Genomic DNA, 17,559 nt, shown 5'->3' with positions numbered 1-17,559 from the left:
CCTTCCGAAGGAGTTCGCGGCATGGCGGTTGCTCCCTCCCCTCTCACCGGGCGCCGGGTGCTGGTCACCGGGGCGGCCGGGGCATTCGGCAGCGCGACGGCGGCAGCGCTGCGCGCCCGCGGCGCCGACGTGCTCGGCCTGGACGTCAACGCCGCCGAAGGCGTGCTGAGCTGCGATCTCACCGACGACGACGCCACCGAACTGGCCGTCGCCCACGCCGTGGAACGGCTCGGCGGGCTGGACGCGGTGGTGCACTACGCGGGCATCGGGCTGCCGGTCGACAGCGGCGACCCGCCCGGCGAGAAGGTGCGGCGGACCTTCGAGGTGAACCTGCTCGGAGCCTGGCGGGTCACGGCGGCGGCCCTGCCCGCGCTGCTGGAGAGCCGGTCCGAGGGGTACCGGCCGCGCCTGGTCTTCACGGCGTCGGGCCTTGCCTACGTCACCGCGCCGTTCTCCAGCGCCTACGCGGTGTCCAAGCGCGCGCTGGCCGCCTACGCGGACTCGGTGCGCATCGAATACGGCTCAGCGGTGGGCGTGACCACGGTCTACCCGGGTTACGTGCGCACGCCGATCCACCGCGAGAGCCAGGCCGCGGGAACCGTTCTGGAGGGCAAGGTGCCCGCGGAACGGCTCGAAGACGTGATCACCACGGCGGTGCGGGTGCTGGAGGCCCGCAAGCCGCCGAGAGACGTCGGCACCACGCGTTTCGGCGGTGCCGCCACCAGGCTCGCGAGGGCGCTGCCCGCGCTGGTCGACCGCGTCGTGCTGGCGCGGCACGGCCGGGACCTGCGGCGCGGGGAGTACGACTCCGTCGAGCTGGCACAGCGAATGATCCGGACCGATCGGGAGAAGGTGACCAAGCGATGAGCCGTGCACTACAGGTCGCGGACCGGGAGAAGACGGCCGAGCGGCTGCTGAACTCCTCGGCGAAGAACTCCTACGACCCCAACCTCGACATCGACTGGGAGGCGCCGCTGGTCGAGGGCGCCTACTACGCCCCGCCGAACCGCGTGTCGCTCTACGGAACCCAGTTATGGGACCAGCTCTCCGAGGAGCAGCGGATCGAGCTGTCCAAGCACGAGGTGGCCAGCGTCGCCAGCAACGGCATCTGGTTCGAGATGATCCTGATGCAGCTGCTGATCAGGCACACCTACAGCATGGACCCCACCAGCAGGCACGTTCAGTACGCGCTGACCGAGATCGCCGACGAGTGCCGCCACTCGATCATGTTCGCCAGGGCCGTCGAGCGGCTGGGCTGCCCGGCCTACGGGCCGCAGCGCACCCCGCACTTCCTCGGCCGCGTGCTGAAGACCATCGGCTGGGGTCCGTCGATGTTCGCGGGCATCCTGATCGCCGAGGAGATCCTCGACCGCATCCAGCGCGAGTCCATGGCCGACGAGTCCGTGCAGCCGCTGGTCCGGATGATCAACCGCATCCACGTGCTGGAGGAGGCGCGGCACGTCCGCTACGCCCGCGAGGAGATCGTGCGCGGCATGGAGGGCCTGTCCAAAGCGGAACTGGCCGTGCACCGCTACCAGGCGGGCGCGATGGCCTACTACGTCTCCCGCACGCTGATCAATCCCGAGGTCTACCGCTCGGTCGGGATCGACCCGAAGGTCGGCCGCAAGGCCGCGCTGACGAATCCGCACTTCCGCGAGACCATGAAGTGGTCCGCCGAGCGCCTGGTGCCCTTCGTCGACGAGGTCGGGCTGCTGGGGTCGCCGGGGATGCGCTTGTGGCGCAAGTCGTTCTTCATCGACAAGCACGAGAAGTAGCGGAGGGCCGGATGCTGACCTTCACCACCAGCGACGGCACGCGCCTGGTCATCGAGGAGACCGGAGCGCCGGACGCGCCGGTCACGGTGTTGCTGCTGCACGCGTGGACGCTGAGCAGGCGGACGTGGACGCGCGTCGCGGAGCTGCTGCCCAAGGAGGTCGGCGGCCCCGTCCGAGTGCTGCGCTACGACCACCGCGGGCACGGCGACTCCGCGGCGCCGGTCACCGGCAGCACGACGATCGCGCAGCTGGCCGACGACCTCGCGGAAGTGCTGACCGAGGTCGTTCCGAGCGGGCCGGTGGTGCTCGCCGGGCACTCCATCGGCGGGATGACGATCATGGCGCTGGCCGAGCGGCACCCCGAGCTGTTCACGGCGCGGGTGGCGGGCGTGGAGTTCGTCAACACCTCCAGCGGCGAGCTCGGCAGGGACGCGCCCGGCCTGCCCGCCCCGCTGGCGCGGGCGATGGTGAAGGCGCAGCTCGTGCACGGGCGGCTGCTGGAGCGGCGCGGCGCGCGCAAGATCGGCCCGCCCACCCTGCTGCGGCCGTACCTGAGGTGGCTGCTGTTCGGCGTCGGCTACGAGCGCGCGCACCTGCGCGAGACCTCGGAGATCATCGCCGGGTCGCACCCGCTGACCCTGCACGGGTTCCTCAGCGATGTGCTGGCGCACAACCGGACGAAGGCGCTGAGCGCGCTCAGCTCGGTGCCGGTGGTCGTGCTGACCGGCGGTCGGGACCGGCTCACCCCGCCGAAGCACTCGCGGGTGATCGCCGAGCAGTTGCCGCGCGCGCAGCTGGTGATCTACCCGGGTGCCGGGCACATGGTGCCGGTGGAGCGCAGTCACGAGGCCGCGCGGCTCCTGGCCGGGATGGTGCGGACCGCGCTGCCCGTCGGCTAGAACCGAGAAAGAAGAAGGGGCGGACCCGGCCGGGTCCGCCCCTTCTCCGTGCTCTCAGCCCTGCTGGTGCATCGGGTAACCGCCGCCGATGCCCTTCCACGCCAGGGTCGCGATCAGCGCGATCGCCTCCTGCTTCGGCACCACGCGGTTGGCGTCCAGCCAGAACCGCGCCGTCACCTGGCTCAGCCCGACCAGACCCACCGCCAGCAGCCGCGCCCGGTCCTCGTCCAGCCCCGCGTCGGCCGTGACCGCGCCGACGATGGTGTCCACGCAGGTGGTCGTCGCCCGGTCGACGGCGTCCTGCACCGCGGGCTCGCGCCGCAGGTCGGACTCGAAGACCAGCCGGAACGCCTGGCCCTCCCCGTCGACGAAGTCGAAGTAGGCCGCGACGGCGGCCTGCACCCGAAGCTTGTTGTCCGTGGTGGACTCGATGGCCTCGCGCACGCGGCGGACCAGCTCGTCGGTGTGCGTCTCCAGCAGCGCCAGGTAGAGCTCCAGCTTCCCCGGGAAGTGCTGGTAGAGCACGGGCTTGCTGACACCGGCGCGTTCGGCGATCTCGTCCATCGCCGCGGCGTGGTAGCCGTTGGCCACGAACACGTCCTGCGCCGCCGTGAGCAACTGCGCCCGGCGGGCCGTGCGTGGCAGCCGAACCCCACGCGCTACCTGCTCGTTGCCCTGCGCCGTCTCCGTCATACCGCCTCCAGCCGTGCTCTTGCCGTGCCGCCGGGGTTTCGCCGCCCGCACGGTCTTCATGACCTTACTCGCTGGTAGTCAGATGTCATCGCCGCGCGGCATCCTTGGTGCATGAGCCGGACCGCCGAGCGCCAACCGCTGACCAGAATCCCGCTGTCCAGGGCTGAGCTGCCCGAGGTTGATCTGTCCCGCGAGTGGTGGCCGGGCAGGCTCGTCACCTCGGGTGGGGTGCGGTTGCACGTGCGCGAGACCCCGGGACCGCAGGAGGCGCCGACCGCCTTCTACATCCACGGCCTCGGTGGTTCCTCGACCAACTGGACGGATCTCGCGGCCGTGCTGAGCAGCAGGTTCCCCGGGATCTCGATCGACCTGCCCGGCTTCGGGCTGTCCGAGCCGGGACCGGACCACGACTACGACATCACCGTCGTGGTCCCGATGGTCATCAAGTTCCTCGCCGGGTTGGAGCTGGGGCCGGTCCACCTGTTCGGCAACTCCCTCGGCGGGGCGATCGCGCTGCGCATCGCGGCGCTGCGGCCGGACCTGGTGCGCACGCTGACCCTCGTCTCACCCGCCATGCCGGACCTGCGCCCCGACCCCCGCCGCGTCTCCGACCCGCGCTACCTGCTGATGAGCCTGCCGGTGATCGGGCCGAGGATGCGCCGCCAGGTCGGCGTGATCACCGCGCGGATGCGCACGGAACGGCTCGCCAAGCTGGTGATGGCCAGCACGGAGGAGATCCCCGAGGGTCGTTGGGCGTTGGCCGAGGAGGAGTACCACGTCCGGGCCGGCCAGCACTGGGCCAACGACGCGCTGGACCGCACGGCGTACGGGCTGATCAGGTCCTGGCTGGCGCCGCCGCACCGCTCGGTCTGGCGCACCGTGCTGCCCAGGGTCGACAAGCCCGCGCTGGTGGTGTGGGGCACGGAGGACCGCCTGGTCAGCGTGCGCAAGGCGCCCCGGACCGCGCGGCTGCTCCCGCGCGGGCGGCTGCTCGTGCTGCCGAGGACGGGGCACGTCGCGCAGATGGAGCGGCCGAGGACGGTCGCCAAGGCGTTCCTGGGCATGCTCGAAGCGGTCGACGCGCACGAATGGTGATCAACGTGGGTCGTGCGCGCGGGCCTCACGGAGGCTGTGGCAATCTGGGGCCGTGACCCGAACGGAGCACGGACAACGCGGAACGCACGGCAACGGGGGCTCCGCTCGTCCGATTCGCCCGGAAAAGGTCCAGCAGCCGCAGCGCGTCCGGCGTGAGCGCCGCAACCAGTCCGAACCGCTCGTCGCGTCCTGGAAGCCGCGCCAGGACAAGCGCGGTGACGAGCGCGAACGCCGGGAGAAGCCGAAGAAGAAGACCGGCGTCGCCGGTGCCATCGCCACCTACGGATGGCGGGTCTACGCGCTGCCGGTGCTGGTCGTGCTGACCGTGCTCGCCTTCGTCGACTTCGGCGCCGCGCCCCCCGAGCAGCAGCAGGCGGGCGGCGGTCAGCAGAGCAGCTCCAGCGAGGAGCCGCCCGAGCAGCTGGAACCCGTCGTCGCCGAGGCCCCGCCCGGCAAGATCGACGTGAACATCCCCAGCGCTGAGCTGCCCAAGACCGGTGGCAAGTACACCGAGTCCGGGCCGAACACCTTCTCCGTCGTGCGCGGCTCCACCGACGTGGTGGGCACCACCGGCAAGCTCTACCGCTACACGATCGAGATCGAGAACGGCATCGACGCCTCGCAGGTGCAGGGCGAGGACGCCTTCGCCAGGGTGGTCGACGGCATCCTGTCCAGCCCGAAGAGCTGGATCGGCAGCAAGATCGGTGGCGTGCGCCTGCAGCGGGTCGACAGCACCACCCCGGCGCCGGACTTCCGGATCAGCCTCACCACGCCGGGGACCACGCGCAGGCCCGACGTGTGCAACTACACGATCCAGTACGAGGCGTCCTGCTGGAACACCACTCAGGACCGGGTCTACATCAACCTCGCGCGGTGGGTGCGCGGGGCCATCGCCTACGGACCCGACCTCGGGCTCTACCGCACGTACGCGATCAACCACGAGGTCGGGCACGTGTTCCGCAACCAGCACAAGGGTTGTTCGGACGAGGGCGGAGCGGCGCCGGTGATGATGCAGCAGTCCTTCGGCGTCGCCAACAACTACGTCGCCCTGCTGAACCAGGCGGACAGCAACAACAAGAACGCGGTCAAGGCCGACGGCAAGACGTGCAAGCCCAACCCCTGGCCCAACCCCTGACGGCCTCCCAGGGGTTGGGACGTCTGGTCCACGTGGAAGAACGCGTGTAAGACGGGCGTTGACGAGCACAGGGACGATTTCGGTGCCCACGTGGCGAGGAGGAACACCCATGTCGACGCTGCCACCGCTGGTGGAGCCCGCAGCGGGACTGACCAACGAAGAGGTCGCCCGCTACAGCCGCCACCTGATCATCCCCGAGGTCGGGGTCGACGGTCAGAAGCGGCTGAAGAACGCGAAGGTGCTGGTGGTCGGTGCCGGTGGGCTCGGAAGCCCGGCGCTGCTCTACCTCGCCGCTGCGGGAGTCGGCACGCTCGGCATCGTCGAGTTCGACACGGTCGACGAGTCGAACCTGCACCGGCAGATCATCCACGGCCAGTCCGACCTCGGGCGGCCCAAGGCGGAGTCCGCGCGCGACTCGATCGCCGAGGTCAACCCGTTCGTCAAGGTGAACCTGCACCAGGTGCGGCTGGAGGCGGACAACGTCCTGGACGTCTTCCGCGACTACGACCTGATCCTGGACGGCACGGACAACTTCGCCACCCGCTACCTCGTCAACGACGCCTGCGTGCTGCTCGGCAAGCCCTACGTCTGGGGCTCGATCTTCCGCTTCGAGGGCCAGGCCAGCGTCTACTGGGCCGATCCGCCCGGCGGCGTCGAGGGCGTGCAGTACCGCGACCTCTACCCGGAGGCCCCGCCGCCCGGGATGGTCCCCTCCTGCGCCGAGGGCGGCGTGCTCGGCGTGCTGTGCGCCTCCATCGGCTCGATCATGGTCACCGAGGCGATCAAGGTGATCACCGGCATCGGCGAGACGCTGCTGGGCAGGCTGATGGTCTTCGACGCGCTGGAGATGTCCTACCGGACGATCAAGATCCGCAAGGACCCCAACGGCGAGCCGGTCACCGAGCTGATCGACTACGAGGCGTTCTGCGGCGTGGTCTCCGACGCGGCGCAGAGCGCGGCGGCCGGGCGCACGATCACCCCGCGCGAGCTCAAGGAGAAGTTCGACCGCAACGAGGACTTCGTGCTGGTCGACGTCCGCGAGCCGCACGAGTACGAGATCGTCAAGATCCCCGGCTCGGTGCTGATCCCGAAGGACCGCATCCTCTCCGGCGAGGCCTTCGGCGAACTGCCGCAGGACAAGCCGATCGTGCTGCACTGCAAGTCCGGCGCGCGCTCGGCGGAGGCGCTTGCCGCGCTGCACCGCGCTGGTTTCGGCGACGCAGTGCACGTCGGCGGCGGCGTTCTGGGCTGGGCGCGCGACATCGATCCGAGCCTGCCGACGTACTAGTTGTGGCCGAAGGGGCGCTGGTTAAGCCAAAAGCGCCCCTTCCTCGGCCGTGCCGGTCCCAGGTTCTGTCAGTGGGGCGCTGTAGCGTGCCCTGTCGTGAACCCACCGCCGGAGCCGCCACCCCAACACGTGCGAGCGGCGTTCGGTGCACGTACCGCGCTGCCCGAGCCCTACGCGGGCGGCCCGGCGTGGTTGTGCGGCGACGTCGTGCTCAAACCGGTCTTCGACCCGTCCGAGGCGGCATGGGCCGCGCAGACGCTCGACTCCCTCGAGGTCGACCAGCTCCGGCTGGCCCGGCCGCTGCGCTCCACCGACGGCAGGTGGGTGGTCGCGGGGTGGTCGGCGACCAGGCACATCGCCGGGCAGCCGGAGTCGCGGCACGACGAGGTGATCTCGGTGTCGCTGCGCCTGCACGCGGCAACGGTGGAGCTGCGCAGGCCCGATTTCCTGGACGCGCGCAAGGACATCAGCGCGATCGCCGACCGGATGGCCTGGGGTGAGGCGGACGCCCGTCTCGTGCCGGACCTCGGCGGGCGGATGTTCACCGTGCTGGTCAATTCCCGCAGGCCGACGCGGCTGCGCTCGCAGCTGGTGCACGGGGACCTGTTCGGCAACGTGCTCTTCGCGGGCAACGCGCCGCCCGGGATCATGGACTTCACGCCGTACTGGCGCCCGCCGGAGTGGGCTGCCGCGGTGATCGCGGTGGACGCGCTGGCCTGGGGCGGCGCGGACATCGGGCTGACCAAGCGCTGGGCGCACCTGCCCGAGTGGCCGCAGATGCTGTTGCGCGCGCTGCTCTACCGGCTCGCGATGCACGCGCTGCACCCGCGCTCCTCCACGCAGACGCTGACCGGCTTGGACCGCGCCGCCCAGCTGGTGCTCGAAGCCCTGTAGTGGGTTAACACGGCTGTCATCTCCGGGTGAACGTTGCGACATCCGGGTGACTCAGGATGCCTCCAACGCGCTTTCGGAGGTGAGCAGATGCAGCCGCTCTCGTGGATTCAGATCTGTGGTTACGACGCGCTGTGGCCCGACCGCGGTTCGGTGACCGCGCTGCCCGACGGTGAGCAGGCTGCGGTGTTCCGCACCTTCGAGGGCTTCGTGCGCGCGGTCGGCAACCTCGACCCGGCGACCGGGGCTCCGGTGCTCTCGCGGGGCATCATCGGCGACCGGCGCGGGCGGCTGGTGGTGATCTCCCCGGCGCGCGAGCGGGCGTTCGACCTGGAGACCGGCGAGTGCGTCGAGGACCCTGAGCTGCGCATTCCGGTCTACCCGGTGCGCGTGGTCGACGGAACGGTGGAGCTGGGCATGGCCGCGTGAGCTCCGAGGAATAGTTGAGAGTTCAACGAGCTTGTAGGGTGTGCACGGCCGTCGACCGAGGAGGCCCACCATGCCCGCCGTCACCGCGAACACCCTGACCCTGCCCCGCCTGCCGGAGCTGCCCCGTGCGGAGACCGACTGGCGCGGCGTGAAGCGCGTCGTGCAGGCGCAGCGCTTCCTCGAAGGCGAGGGCTTCGCCGTGCGCCGCCCGTTCCCCGGCGTCGACCTGAGCCTGGCCGACCCGTTCCTGCTGCTGGACCACCTCGGCGCGGTGGAGTACGCGCCGGGCGAGGCCAAGGGCGCCCCGTGGCACCCGCACCGCGGCTTCGAGACGGTCACCTACATGATCGACGGCGCGATGGAGCACACCGACTCGATCGGTGGCGGCGGCGTGATCAAGGACGGCGGCACGCAGTGGATGACCGCAGGGAGCGGCATTCTGCACAACGAGCTGCCGCCGCAGGAGATCGTGACGCAGGGCGGGCTCTTCCACGGCGTGCAGCTGTGGGTGAACCTGCCGCGTGCCATGAAGATGACGGCTCCGCGCTACCAGGACATCGGCGGCGGGGACGTCACGCTTCTGTCCAGTGTGGACGGTGGAGCGCTGGTCCGGGTGATCGCCGGCTCGCTCGACGGGCACGACGGCCCCGGCGTGACGTGGACGCCGATCACCTACCTGCACGCCACGGTCAGCGCGGGCGCTCAGCTCGACCTGTCGTGGCCGCGCGAGTTCAACGCGATGGTCTACGTGCTCAACGGGCGTGGCGCCATCGGTGTTGAGGGGCGGCCGTTGGAGGAGGGGCAGCTCGGCGTGTTCAACGCGGGCGCGGCCCTGACGATGCGGGCGCACACCGACTGGGACGTGCTCGTGCTGGGCGGACGTCCGATCAACGAGCCGGTCGCGCGCTACGGGCCGTTCGTGATGAACACCCGCGCGGAGATCATCGAAGCGATGGAGGACTACCAGGCGGGCCGCCTCGGGACCATCCCGGCGGAGCGCATCGCCCACCGGGGTCCGACCGACGAGGAGGTGTACGGATGAGCATGGAGCTGTTCGAGCGCGGGCGGATGTTCCGCGAGGCCGGGGACCCGAGCGGAGCCGCGCGCTTCCTCGCTCGCGCCGCGGCTGAGGAGCCGACCAACCGCGCGGTGCTGGAGGAGCTGGCGTTGGCGCACTTCCAGTCCGCCTCGCTCGGCCGCGCCGAGACCGTGGCGCGTGAGCTGGTGCGGCTGGACCCGTCCGACGGCTACGCGCGCCTGCTGCTCGGCCGCACGCTGACGCGGCTGTCCCGGCACTCCGAGGCCGCCGTCGAACTCAAGCTCGCCGCAGCCCTCGGCGCCGCCATCTGAACCTTTTGGCAACTTGTTGTGATGGGGAGCGCTCTCAAATCACAACGAGTTGCCAAAACGCGAGGAGGAGGGACCCGGGTTAGAAGAGGCCGGGTTGGGGGTCGTCCTCCGCCTTCGCGTCGGCGGTGGGCGACTCCTCCCAGCGGTGGGCGGCGAAGTCGATCTTGCCGTCCAGGATCGCGACGCCCTCGGCGCGGAGGAGTTGGAGCTGCTCGTCGGCGAGGTGCGGGGCGGGGGTGCCGTTCGCCCGCAGGACGCGCTGCCACGGCAGGTCGTGCCCGTCCTCGGCGAGGATGCGGCCGACGACGCGCGGCGACGGGGCCTTCGCCACCGCCGCCACGTCACCGTAGGTCGCGACCTGGCCGACCGGGATGGAGCGGATCACGTCCCGCACGCGCTCGTGCATCTGTTCGTCCACGCCCCGATTGTCGCGCAGGGCACCGACAACGCGGATCAGCCCGTGTAGCCGGCGGTGATGCGGGTGAACTCGTAGGTGCCCTGGTTGATGCCGGAGCAGTTGGAGCCCGCCGCTCCGCAGTTGCCGAAGTCGCGGTTGAGGGCCCAGAACGTGAAGCGCCCCAAGTGGTTCCGGCGAGCGTAGTCGCGCATCGCGGTGTAGTTGGCCGCGGTGACGGTCTCGTTCTGATCGGTCTTGCCGTTCATGGACGAGATGCCGCTGCGGCCGTAGGCATCGGCCGTGGAGTAGCCGAAGGTGCTGCTCAGCCGCGAGCGCAGGTTGTCGACGGCGCTGATGGTGTCGGTGACCATGTTGCCGCCGCCGAAGTTGAACGGCATCAGGGTCCACACGTCGACGTTGGCGCCGAGCTCGCGGGCGCGGCGGATGAGGCGCTGGCCGTCGGCGTCGGGGCCGTTCTTGGCCGTGCCCATGGTGATCACGGTCTGCACGCCGGGGTTGCGGTCCTTCACGATCTTCAGCGCGCCGAGCACCTTGTCCTGCGAAGCGGGGTTGTGGAACTCGGTGTTCTCGATGTCGATGTCGATCGCGCTGAGGCGGAACGCGTCGATCACCTTCTGGTAGGCCCCGGCCAGCGCGCTGGCGCTGCCGCAGCGGTCGCCGAGCTTGTTGCCGGACCAGCCGCCGAAGGACGGGACGACCTCGCCGCCGGCGCCGCGGATCTGGTTGATCAGCGCGGACTTCGACGACAGCTCCTGGGTGCCGTCCCACTTCGGGTTGCAGCCGCCGTCGGAGAGCACGAAGGCCAGGGTGAAGGACTTCACGCCGGTCTGGCGCATCACGTCGACGGCGTTGATCGTCCTGCCCCAGCTGTACAGGTAGGGCGATGCGGTGACGGGGTTGACCGCAGCCGCAGTAGCGGGGGTAGCGGTGCCGATGACGGCGATGGCGCTGAGCGCGCAGAGCGTGGTTCGCCGCAGAAACCTCATGGGTCCTCCAGTGCAGGGGGGACTCGCGTCGAGGCGGCGAACCGAGCGAGCGGTAAGCGCTCTCCACGGTGGACTAGACCACTGGGGCTGTCAACCATCCCTTCGTAGGGCGACACGGGCACCCGGTGCTGGGCGTCGTCAGGGCAGCGTGATTGCATCGGAGCGTGCCCGCAGTTCACGCGCCGACCCTGGTACGCGGGTCGGACCGGATCAGGCGGCGTCCCGAGTGGGACGTCGCGGGTCGGCGCGTGCTCGACAACCCTGGCGCAGCGGTGCGGGTGCTCGGCGGACCAGGCACGGGCAAGACCACGCTGCTGGCCGAGGTGGCCGCCGACCGCATCCTCAACCGGGGCCTCGATCCGGAGAACGTGCTGGTCCTGTGCACGAACCGGAAAGCGGCGACGGCGATGCGGGCGCACATCACCTCGCTGATCAGCGAAGCGCGCGTTGACAGTCCCTTGCGCACGATTCGTGAGCCGCTCGTGCGCACGGTTCATTCCTACGCCTTCGCGGTGTTGCGTCTGCACTCGACGACCTTCGAGCTGCCGCCGCCGCGCCTGCTGTCGGGGCCGGAGCAGGACGTCGTGGTGCGCGAACTGCTCGCGGGTGACATCGAGGACGACGCGGACTACTGGCCGGACCGGTTGCGGCCCGCGATCGCGGTGCCCGGCTTCGCGGCTGAGCTGCGAGACCTGTTGCTGCGCGCGGCGGAGCGCGGGTTAGGACCGGAGGACCTGGTCGAGCTGGGCAGGGAACACGGTCGGCCGGAATGGGTCGCGGCGGGCACGTTCGGCGCGCAGTACGAGCAGGTGCAGCTGCTGCGCGGCTCGGTCGGCTCGGAGGCGCCGCAGGCGACGGCGCCCGCGCTCGACGCGGCGGAGCTGGTGGGCTCGGCGCTGGGAGTCCTGCACTTGGAGCCGGAGCTGCTGGAGCGCGAGCGCGCCAGGGTGCGGCTATTGCTCGTGGACGACGCGCAACACCTTGACCCGCAACAGTTCGAGCTGATCCGCGTGATCGGCGACTCGGCGGGGGAGTTCGTGCTCGCCGGAGACCCGGACCAGGCGGTGTTCTCCTTCCGTGGAGCCGATCCGCAACTGTTGCGCGATGCTCCTGGGCGCACGGTCACGCTCTCGACGGATCACCGGATGAGCCCCGCCGTGCGCGAGGCCGTTCGTCGGCTGATGGCTCGTTTGCCAGGCGCGGCAAGGACTTTGACCGGACCGGAGGACCAAGAGCCCGGCGAGGTCGCGGTGAAGTTGTTCGCATCGGGCGCGCAGGAGGCGTCCTGGGTGGCCGATCAGCTGCGCCGCGCGCACCTCATCGACGAGGTGCCGTGGTCGGAGATGGCGGTGGTGGCGCGGTCGACGAGCCTGGTGCTCCCGGTGCTGCGGAGGGCGTTGCTCGCGGCGGGCGTTCCGGTGAACGTCGACCTGGACGAGTTGCCGTTGCCGCAACAGAGCGCGGTGTGGCCGCTGCTGACGTTGTTGCGCTGCGCGGCGCGGCCGGAGGAACTGAACCCCGAGGTGGCGGCGGCGTTGCTGTCGAGCCCGCTCGGCGGCGCGGACCCGTTGGCGCTGCGGCGGTTGCGGCGTGGACTCCGGCGGCTTGAACTCGCCGCGGGCAGTGATCGGCCGAGCGGTGACCTGCTGGTCGACGTCCTTCAGGAGCCGGATCAGCTCGCGGGGCTCGAAGATCTGGCGGCGGCGCCCGCGCGCAAGGTCTCGGGGCTGATCCAGATCGCCAGGGAGGCGATCGCGAAGCACGCCAGCGTCGAGCACGTGCTGTGGCAGGTGTGGCAGGCGAGCGGCCTTGAGATCCGCTGGACCAGGCAGGCCGCGCGTCCGGGACCGACCGGTGCGCAAGCGGATCGAGACCTGGACGCGATCGTCGCGCTGTTCGACGCGGCGGCTCGCTACACCGATCGGCTGCCCGGCCAGGACGTCGCCGGATTCGCGGATTACCTGACCGCGCAACAGATCGCGGGTGACACGCTGGCCGCCGCAGCGCCGAAGGGCGAGTCGGTCGCGGTGCTCACCGCGCACGCCGCAGTCGGTCGCGAGTGGACGGTCGTCGCGGTGCCCGGCGTGCAGGAAGGCGCTTGGCCGGACCTGAGGCTGCGCGGATCGTTGCTGGGCGTGGAAAAGCTCATCGACCAGCTCGCCGGGCTGGAGCCGTCGGACAAGCTCTCCGCCACCGCGCCGATCCTGGCCGAGGAGCGCAGGCTGCTGCTCGTCGCGGCCAGCCGGGCGAAGAAGAAGCTCTTGGTCAGCGCCGTTCGCGGCGAGGACGAGCAGCCTTCGCGGTTCCTCGACGAATTGGACGGCTTCGACCAGTTCGGCACCGAGGAAGCGCCGCGCCCGATCGCGAAGCCGGAACGCGGGCTCGTGCTCGCCGAGCTCGTCGGTGAACTGCGCTCGGTGGTGTGCGACAAGGACGCTGAGCCGGACAAGAAGGCCCGCGCCGCCGCGCAGCTGGCGAAGCTCGCGCAGGCCGGAGTTCCCGGAGCGCACCCGGACAACTGGTACGGGCTCCCGGAAACCTCCACGGACGCTCCACTGTGGACAGAGAGTGACACCGTCTCGGTTTCTCCGTCCACAGTGGACGTTCTGACGCGCTGCCCGATGCGCTGGATGGTGGAGCGCCACGGCGGGCAGGACTCCGCCGAGCTGGCCTCGATCACCGGCTCGCTGGTGCACGCGTTGGTGCAGGCCGCTGCTGAAGGGGCCGACAACGACACGCTGCGCAAGACGCTCGACCAGGCGTGGGCGACGGTGGACGCCGGAGCGCCGTGGTTCTCGCGCAAGGAGCGGACGCGTGTCGAAGGCATGCTGACCGCCTTCATGACGTGGTTGTCGAGCAGCCGTGCGGAGCTCACCCAGGTCGCGGTGGAGAACGAGCTTTCGGTGACGATGCAACCGAAAGCGGGCGGTCCGTGGCTGAAGGTGCGCGGTCGCGTCGACCGGCTCGACGTGGACAAGGACGGCCGCGCGGTCGTGGTGGACGTCAAGACCGGCCGCAATCCGGTCAGCAAGGCCGACGCGGAAGAGCACCCGCAGCTCGCGGTCTACCAGCTCGCGGTGGCGCTCGGCGCGTTCACCAAGCTCGGGCTGGGCACGGAGCCCGGCGGCGCGCGCCTGCTGTTCGTGTCCAAGGACGACAAGAAGACCGGAGCCGCTGAGCGCGTGCAGCCGCCGCTGGACGAGCAGGCCGTCAAGGCGTGGACCGATGTGGTGCACGCGGCCGCGGCGTCCTGCGTCGGGCCGGAGTACACGGTGACCGAAAACGCGGACTGCTCTCGTTGTCCCGCAAGGACTTGCTGCCCGATTCAGCCTTCGGGTCGACAGGTCACGGAGTGACCGCCAGCCCGGCCCGCATCGCGGAAGCCCTCGGCCTGCACCCCCCGACACCCGAACAGGCCGAGGTGATCGCCGCTACCACCGAGCCCGCCTTGGTGATCGCGGGCGCGGGCGCGGGCAAGACCGAGACGATGGCGGCGCGAGTCGTCTGGCTCGTCGCCAACGGCCTCGTGACGCCGGATCGCGTGCTGGGCTTGACGTTCACCCGCAAGGCAGCTCGTCAGCTCGCCGATCGCGTGCGGCTGAGGTTGCGGCGGCTGGCGGGTTCTGGGCTGCTCGAAGACCTGGACCCCAGTGGTGAACGCAGAAACGCGGTGCTGACCGGCGAACCCACGGTGCTCACCTACCACGCCTATGCGGGGCGGCTCGTCGGCGAGCACGGGCTGCGCCTGCCGGTCGAGCCCGGCGCGCGACTGCTGCGCGAGACGGCTTCCTGGCAGCTCGCGCATCGCGTTGTCTCATCGTGGACCGAGGACATCAACACCGACAAGGTGCCGTCCACGGTGACCGGATACCTGCTCGCGCTCGCGGGTGAACTCGGCGAACACCTCGTCAGCCCGGAACGCCTGCGCACGCACGCGGAGGCGTTCTGCCGGGCCGTCGAGAGCGCGCCGAAGGGGCCTCGCCAGCGCAACGAGCTGAGCCAGGACATGCAGAAAGTCCTTGCCGCACAAAGGCTGCGGATCGCACTGCTGCCCCTCGTCGAGGAGTACGCGGCGAGGAAGCGGCGCGAGGCGACGATGGACTTCGCGGACCAGATGGCGATGGCCGCGCGCCTCGCGGAAGAGCATCCGGAGGTCGTGACCGGCGAGCGCGAGCGCTACGGCGCGGTGCTGCTGGACGAGTACCAGGACACCGGGCACGCGCAGCGCGTGTTGCTCCGCGCGCTGTTCGGCGGTGGCCACCGCACGCCGGTTCCCGTTACGGCAGTGGGTGATCCGGCTCAGGCGATCTACGGCTGGCGCGGCGCGAGCGCGGCGAACCTGCCGCGTTTCGCGACCGACTTCCCGCGCTACGGCGAAGATCGACTTGAGCCCGCGCGGCGCTACGGCCTGCTCACGAGCTTCCGCAACCCACCGCAGGTCCTGGCGCTGGCCAACGCGGTGTCCGAGCCGCTGCGCACGGCCGGGCTCGACGTGGAACCCCTGCGCGCCAAGGACAACGCCGGACCGGGCGACGTGCGCGTGGCGCTGCTGCCAGATGTGCAGCAGGAACTGGACTGGATGGCGGACACGATCTCCGCTTACTGGGAGTCCAGAGTGGACGCCACGGGGGAGTCGCCGACCGCGGCGGTGCTCGTGCGGCGGAGATCGGACATGGCCGAGATCGCGACGGCACTGCGGGATCGGGGGCTCCCGGTCGAGGTCGTCGGCCTCGGCGGACTGCTCGACGAGCCCGAGGTGCGCGACCTGGTGAGCGCCCTGCGCGTGCTGGTCGACCCGCTCGCGGGCACGGCGGCGATGCGGCTGCTGACCGGATCTCGTTGGCGCATGGGCGTTTCTGACATCGCGGCGCTGTGGGATCGCGCGAAGTTCCTCGCCGGTGGGGCCGACGCGAAGCCGACCGGGACCGACGCCATCGCCGACGCGCTGCCCGGCGAGCACGCCGAACTGGCCGGTCTGGTCGACGCGGTGGACGACCCCGGAGACGCCGAGGCGTACTCCGAGGAGGGCTTCAAACGAGTTCGCAAGCTCGGCCGCGAGCTGGCCGCGCTCCGCCGCAGGATGGACCAACCGCTGCCGGAGCTGGTGGCCGACGTCGAGCGGAACCTGTTGCTGGACATCGAAACCCTGGCCCGGCCCAACAAGATCGGCCGCGCCCAGCTCGACGCCTTCGCCGACGTCGTCGCGGACTTCGCCTCGGCGAGCCCGTCCGCCACGCTGCCGTCGCTGCTGGACTTCCTCAGCGCGGCGGAGCGGGCCGAGGACGGGTTGGAGCCGGGTGAGGTCGAGGTCGCCGAGGACCGCGTGCAGATCCTGACCGTGCACTCCGCCAAGGGGCTGGAGTGGGAGATCGTCGCGGTGCCGCACCTCGGCCGGGATGTGTTCCCAGGCAAGAAGAAGTCGTCCAGCTGGCTGCGCACTCCGCAGCAGCTGCCCGCCGAGCTGCGCGGCGACTCGCAGGACCTGCCGACGCTGTCGCTGGAGAGCTGCGCCAACCGCAAGGAGATCGAGACCGCGCTCAAGATCCACGAAGAGGACTTCGAGGAGCGCAGGCTGATCGAGGAGCGACGGCTGCTCTACGTCGCGCTGACCCGCGCCGAGCACGCGCTGCTGGTGTCCGGGCACTGGTGGGGCGAGACGGGGGAGAAGCCGCGCGGGCCGTCGGACTTCCTCACCGAGATCCACGCCGCGATGGTCGAATCGCCGGAGATCGGATCGGTGCAGCACTGGGCGCCGGAGCCCGTGCTCGACGAGGGAAACCCGTTGGCCCAGGCCACGAAGAGCGCGAAGTGGCCGCACGATCCCCTGTCTCGCAGACGCGCCGCGGTGCAGCGAGGCGCGGACATGGTGCGCGCCGCCCTCCAGGAGCCGCCGCCCGAGGTGGACGAGGAGGACGACCCCGAGGGCTGGGCGCGCGACGTGGACGTCCTGCTGGAAGAGCGCGCGTCAGCGGCGACCAGGCGCGAACAGGTCGTCCTGCCGTCACAGCTCTCGGTGAGCCAGCTGGTCGAGCTGGCCGCAGACCCGGCTGCGCTCGCCAGGCGGCTCCGCCGTCCGCTGCCGTTCCCGCCGAACCCGACCGCGCGCCGAGGCACCGCCTTCCACGCGTGGCTGGAGCGGCGCTTCGGCGCGACGCGGCTGCTGGACCTCGACGAGCTGCCCGGCGCGGCCGACGAGACCGCGGTGCCCGACGCGGACCTGGAGGACTTGCAGCGCTCGTTCCTGGCCAGCGAGTGGGCCGACCGCACGCCCGAGGAGGTCGAGGTGCCGTTCGAGACCGAGGTCGACGGCATCGCGGTGCGCGGCCGGATGGACGCGGTCTTCGCCGACAAGGACGGCGGCTGGACGGTGGTGGACTGGAAGACCGGCGCGGTGCCCGACTCCGAGCACCTGCCCGCCGTGACCGTGCAGCTGGCCGCGTACCGGCTGGCGTGGGCGAGCCTGCGCGAGGTGCCGCTGGAGCGCGTCCGCGCCGCGTTCCACTACGTCCGCCACGACCACACGCTGCGCCCCACCGACCTGCTGGACGCGGAGGGGCTGCGCGGGCTGCTCCGCTCGGTGCCGCGACCCGGCTAATCTGG

Annotated in this window: 15 protein-coding genes; 12 read left to right on the top strand and 3 right to left on the bottom strand. The window is 70.9% G+C overall.

Annotation, left to right across the window (positions count from 1 at the left end; translation table 11 throughout):
• Positions 1–21 precede the first annotated feature (21 nt).
• Genes CCN37_RS28495 through CCN37_RS28485 form a run of 3 tightly spaced genes read left to right on the top strand, consistent with a single transcriptional unit; the run spans position 22 to position 2,674 of the window.
• The gene (locus CCN37_RS28495; protein WP_086826670.1) at positions 22–867 is read left to right on the top strand and encodes an SDR family oxidoreductase; all 846 of its coding nucleotides are present in this window, start codon (positions 22–24) and stop codon (positions 865–867) included.
• A complete protein-coding gene (locus tag CCN37_RS28490; protein ID WP_086826668.1) occupies positions 864–1,775 on the top strand; it encodes a diiron oxygenase in 912 nt (303 codons plus the stop codon). Before CCN37_RS28495 ends, CCN37_RS28490 begins: the two co-directional genes overlap by 4 nt.
• Before the next feature lie 11 nt (positions 1,776–1,786).
• Complete coding sequence (locus CCN37_RS28485; protein ID WP_086826666.1) at positions 1,787–2,674, top strand: alpha/beta fold hydrolase; 888 nt, start codon at positions 1,787–1,789, stop codon at positions 2,672–2,674.
• A gap of 54 nt (positions 2,675–2,728) precedes the next feature.
• Here CCN37_RS28485 and CCN37_RS28480 read toward each other — a convergent pair whose 3' ends face one another.
• Positions 2,729–3,367 carry a TetR/AcrR family transcriptional regulator gene (locus CCN37_RS28480; protein WP_086826663.1) on the bottom strand — a complete coding sequence of 213 codons (639 nt, stop codon included), beginning with the start codon at positions 3,365–3,367 and terminating at the stop codon, positions 2,729–2,731.
• A 111-nt stretch (positions 3,368–3,478) separates the two neighbouring features.
• On the opposite strand from CCN37_RS28480, the gene CCN37_RS28475 reads away from it, so the two are divergent.
• The 7 genes from CCN37_RS28475 (at position 3,479) to CCN37_RS28445 (ending at position 9,555) form a co-directional block, all read left to right on the top strand.
• The gene (locus CCN37_RS28475; RefSeq protein ID WP_086826661.1) at positions 3,479–4,462 is read left to right on the top strand and encodes an alpha/beta fold hydrolase; all 984 of its coding nucleotides are present in this window, start codon (positions 3,479–3,481) and stop codon (positions 4,460–4,462) included.
• Positions 4,463–4,514: 52 nt separating this feature from the next.
• Positions 4,515–5,597: a DUF3152 domain-containing protein gene (locus tag CCN37_RS28470; protein WP_246843363.1), complete on the top strand. Its 1,083-nt coding sequence runs from the start codon at positions 4,515–4,517 to the stop codon at positions 5,595–5,597.
• A 109-nt stretch (positions 5,598–5,706) separates the two neighbouring features.
• Positions 5,707–6,885: an adenylyltransferase/sulfurtransferase MoeZ gene (moeZ, locus tag CCN37_RS28465; RefSeq protein ID WP_086826659.1), complete on the top strand. Its 1,179-nt coding sequence runs from the start codon at positions 5,707–5,709 to the stop codon at positions 6,883–6,885.
• Between the two features lie 96 nt (positions 6,886–6,981).
• Positions 6,982–7,779: a TIGR02569 family protein gene (locus tag CCN37_RS28460; RefSeq protein WP_086826657.1), complete on the top strand. Its 798-nt coding sequence runs from the start codon at positions 6,982–6,984 to the stop codon at positions 7,777–7,779.
• Between the two features lie 87 nt (positions 7,780–7,866).
• Positions 7,867–8,205: a nitrite reductase small subunit NirD gene (gene nirD / locus CCN37_RS28455; RefSeq protein WP_086826655.1), complete on the top strand. Its 339-nt coding sequence runs from the start codon at positions 7,867–7,869 to the stop codon at positions 8,203–8,205.
• A gap of 70 nt (positions 8,206–8,275) precedes the next feature.
• Positions 8,276–9,247, top strand: coding sequence for a pirin family protein (locus CCN37_RS28450; protein WP_086826653.1), 972 nt, complete (start codon positions 8,276–8,278; stop codon positions 9,245–9,247).
• A complete protein-coding gene (locus CCN37_RS28445) occupies positions 9,244–9,555 on the top strand; it encodes a tetratricopeptide repeat protein (RefSeq protein ID WP_210408243.1) in 312 nt (103 codons plus the stop codon). The genes CCN37_RS28450 and CCN37_RS28445 overlap by 4 nt, the downstream gene beginning before the upstream one ends.
• Positions 9,556–9,634: 79 nt before the next feature.
• On the opposite strand, the gene CCN37_RS28440 is transcribed toward CCN37_RS28445, so the two are convergent.
• Together CCN37_RS28440 and CCN37_RS28435 are read right to left on the bottom strand one after the other, a co-directional pair.
• Positions 9,635–9,973, bottom strand: a complete 339-nt coding sequence (locus CCN37_RS28440) for an MGMT family protein (protein ID WP_086826649.1) — start codon at positions 9,971–9,973, stop codon at positions 9,635–9,637.
• A gap of 35 nt (positions 9,974–10,008) precedes the next feature.
• Positions 10,009–10,959: a chitinase gene (locus CCN37_RS28435; RefSeq protein WP_086826646.1), complete on the bottom strand. Its 951-nt coding sequence runs from the start codon at positions 10,957–10,959 to the stop codon at positions 10,009–10,011.
• Between the two features lie 164 nt (positions 10,960–11,123).
• Here CCN37_RS28435 and CCN37_RS28430 point away from each other — a divergent pair, with 164 nt between their 5' ends.
• Both CCN37_RS28430 and CCN37_RS28425 read left to right on the top strand, forming a co-directional pair.
• Complete coding sequence (locus tag CCN37_RS28430) at positions 11,124–14,315, top strand: ATP-dependent DNA helicase (RefSeq protein ID WP_086826644.1); 3,192 nt, start codon at positions 11,124–11,126, stop codon at positions 14,313–14,315.
• Entirely contained in the window at positions 14,312–17,554 is a 3,243-nt protein-coding gene (locus CCN37_RS28425; RefSeq protein ID WP_086826642.1) for an ATP-dependent helicase, read from the top strand. The genes CCN37_RS28430 and CCN37_RS28425 overlap by 4 nt, the downstream gene beginning before the upstream one ends.
• The last annotated feature ends 5 nt before the right edge of the window (positions 17,555–17,559 follow it).

The sequence above is a fragment of the Allokutzneria sp. NRRL B-24872 genome (genome assembly GCF_002155965.1).
GTDB lineage: Bacteria > Actinomycetota > Actinomycetes > Mycobacteriales > Pseudonocardiaceae > Allokutzneria.
Note: the sequence above shows the minus strand (reverse complement) of the source record. Positions and strands in the feature narration are given on the sequence as shown.

What these genes read in the sequence shown, in the direction of transcription:
- CCN37_RS28495 (WP_086826670.1), top strand. Translation starts at nt 22, where the DNA reads ATGGCGGTTGCTCCCTCCCCTCTCACCGGGCGCCGGGTGCTGGTCACC.
- CCN37_RS28490 (WP_086826668.1), top strand. Translation starts at nt 864, where the DNA reads ATGAGCCGTGCACTACAGGTCGCGGACCGGGAGAAGACGGCCGAGCGG.
- CCN37_RS28485 (WP_086826666.1), top strand. Translation starts at nt 1,787, where the DNA reads ATGCTGACCTTCACCACCAGCGACGGCACGCGCCTGGTCATCGAGGAG.
- CCN37_RS28480 (WP_086826663.1), bottom strand. Translation starts at nt 3,367, where the DNA reads ATGACGGAGACGGCGCAGGGCAACGAGCAGGTAGCGCGTGGGGTTCGG.
- CCN37_RS28475 (WP_086826661.1), top strand. Translation starts at nt 3,479, where the DNA reads ATGAGCCGGACCGCCGAGCGCCAACCGCTGACCAGAATCCCGCTGTCC.
- moeZ (WP_086826659.1), top strand. Translation starts at nt 5,707, where the DNA reads ATGTCGACGCTGCCACCGCTGGTGGAGCCCGCAGCGGGACTGACCAAC.
- nirD (WP_086826655.1), top strand. Translation starts at nt 7,867, where the DNA reads ATGCAGCCGCTCTCGTGGATTCAGATCTGTGGTTACGACGCGCTGTGG.
- CCN37_RS28450 (WP_086826653.1), top strand. Translation starts at nt 8,276, where the DNA reads ATGCCCGCCGTCACCGCGAACACCCTGACCCTGCCCCGCCTGCCGGAG.
- CCN37_RS28445 (WP_210408243.1), top strand. Translation starts at nt 9,244, where the DNA reads ATGAGCATGGAGCTGTTCGAGCGCGGGCGGATGTTCCGCGAGGCCGGG.
- CCN37_RS28435 (WP_086826646.1), bottom strand. Translation starts at nt 10,959, where the DNA reads ATGAGGTTTCTGCGGCGAACCACGCTCTGCGCGCTCAGCGCCATCGCC.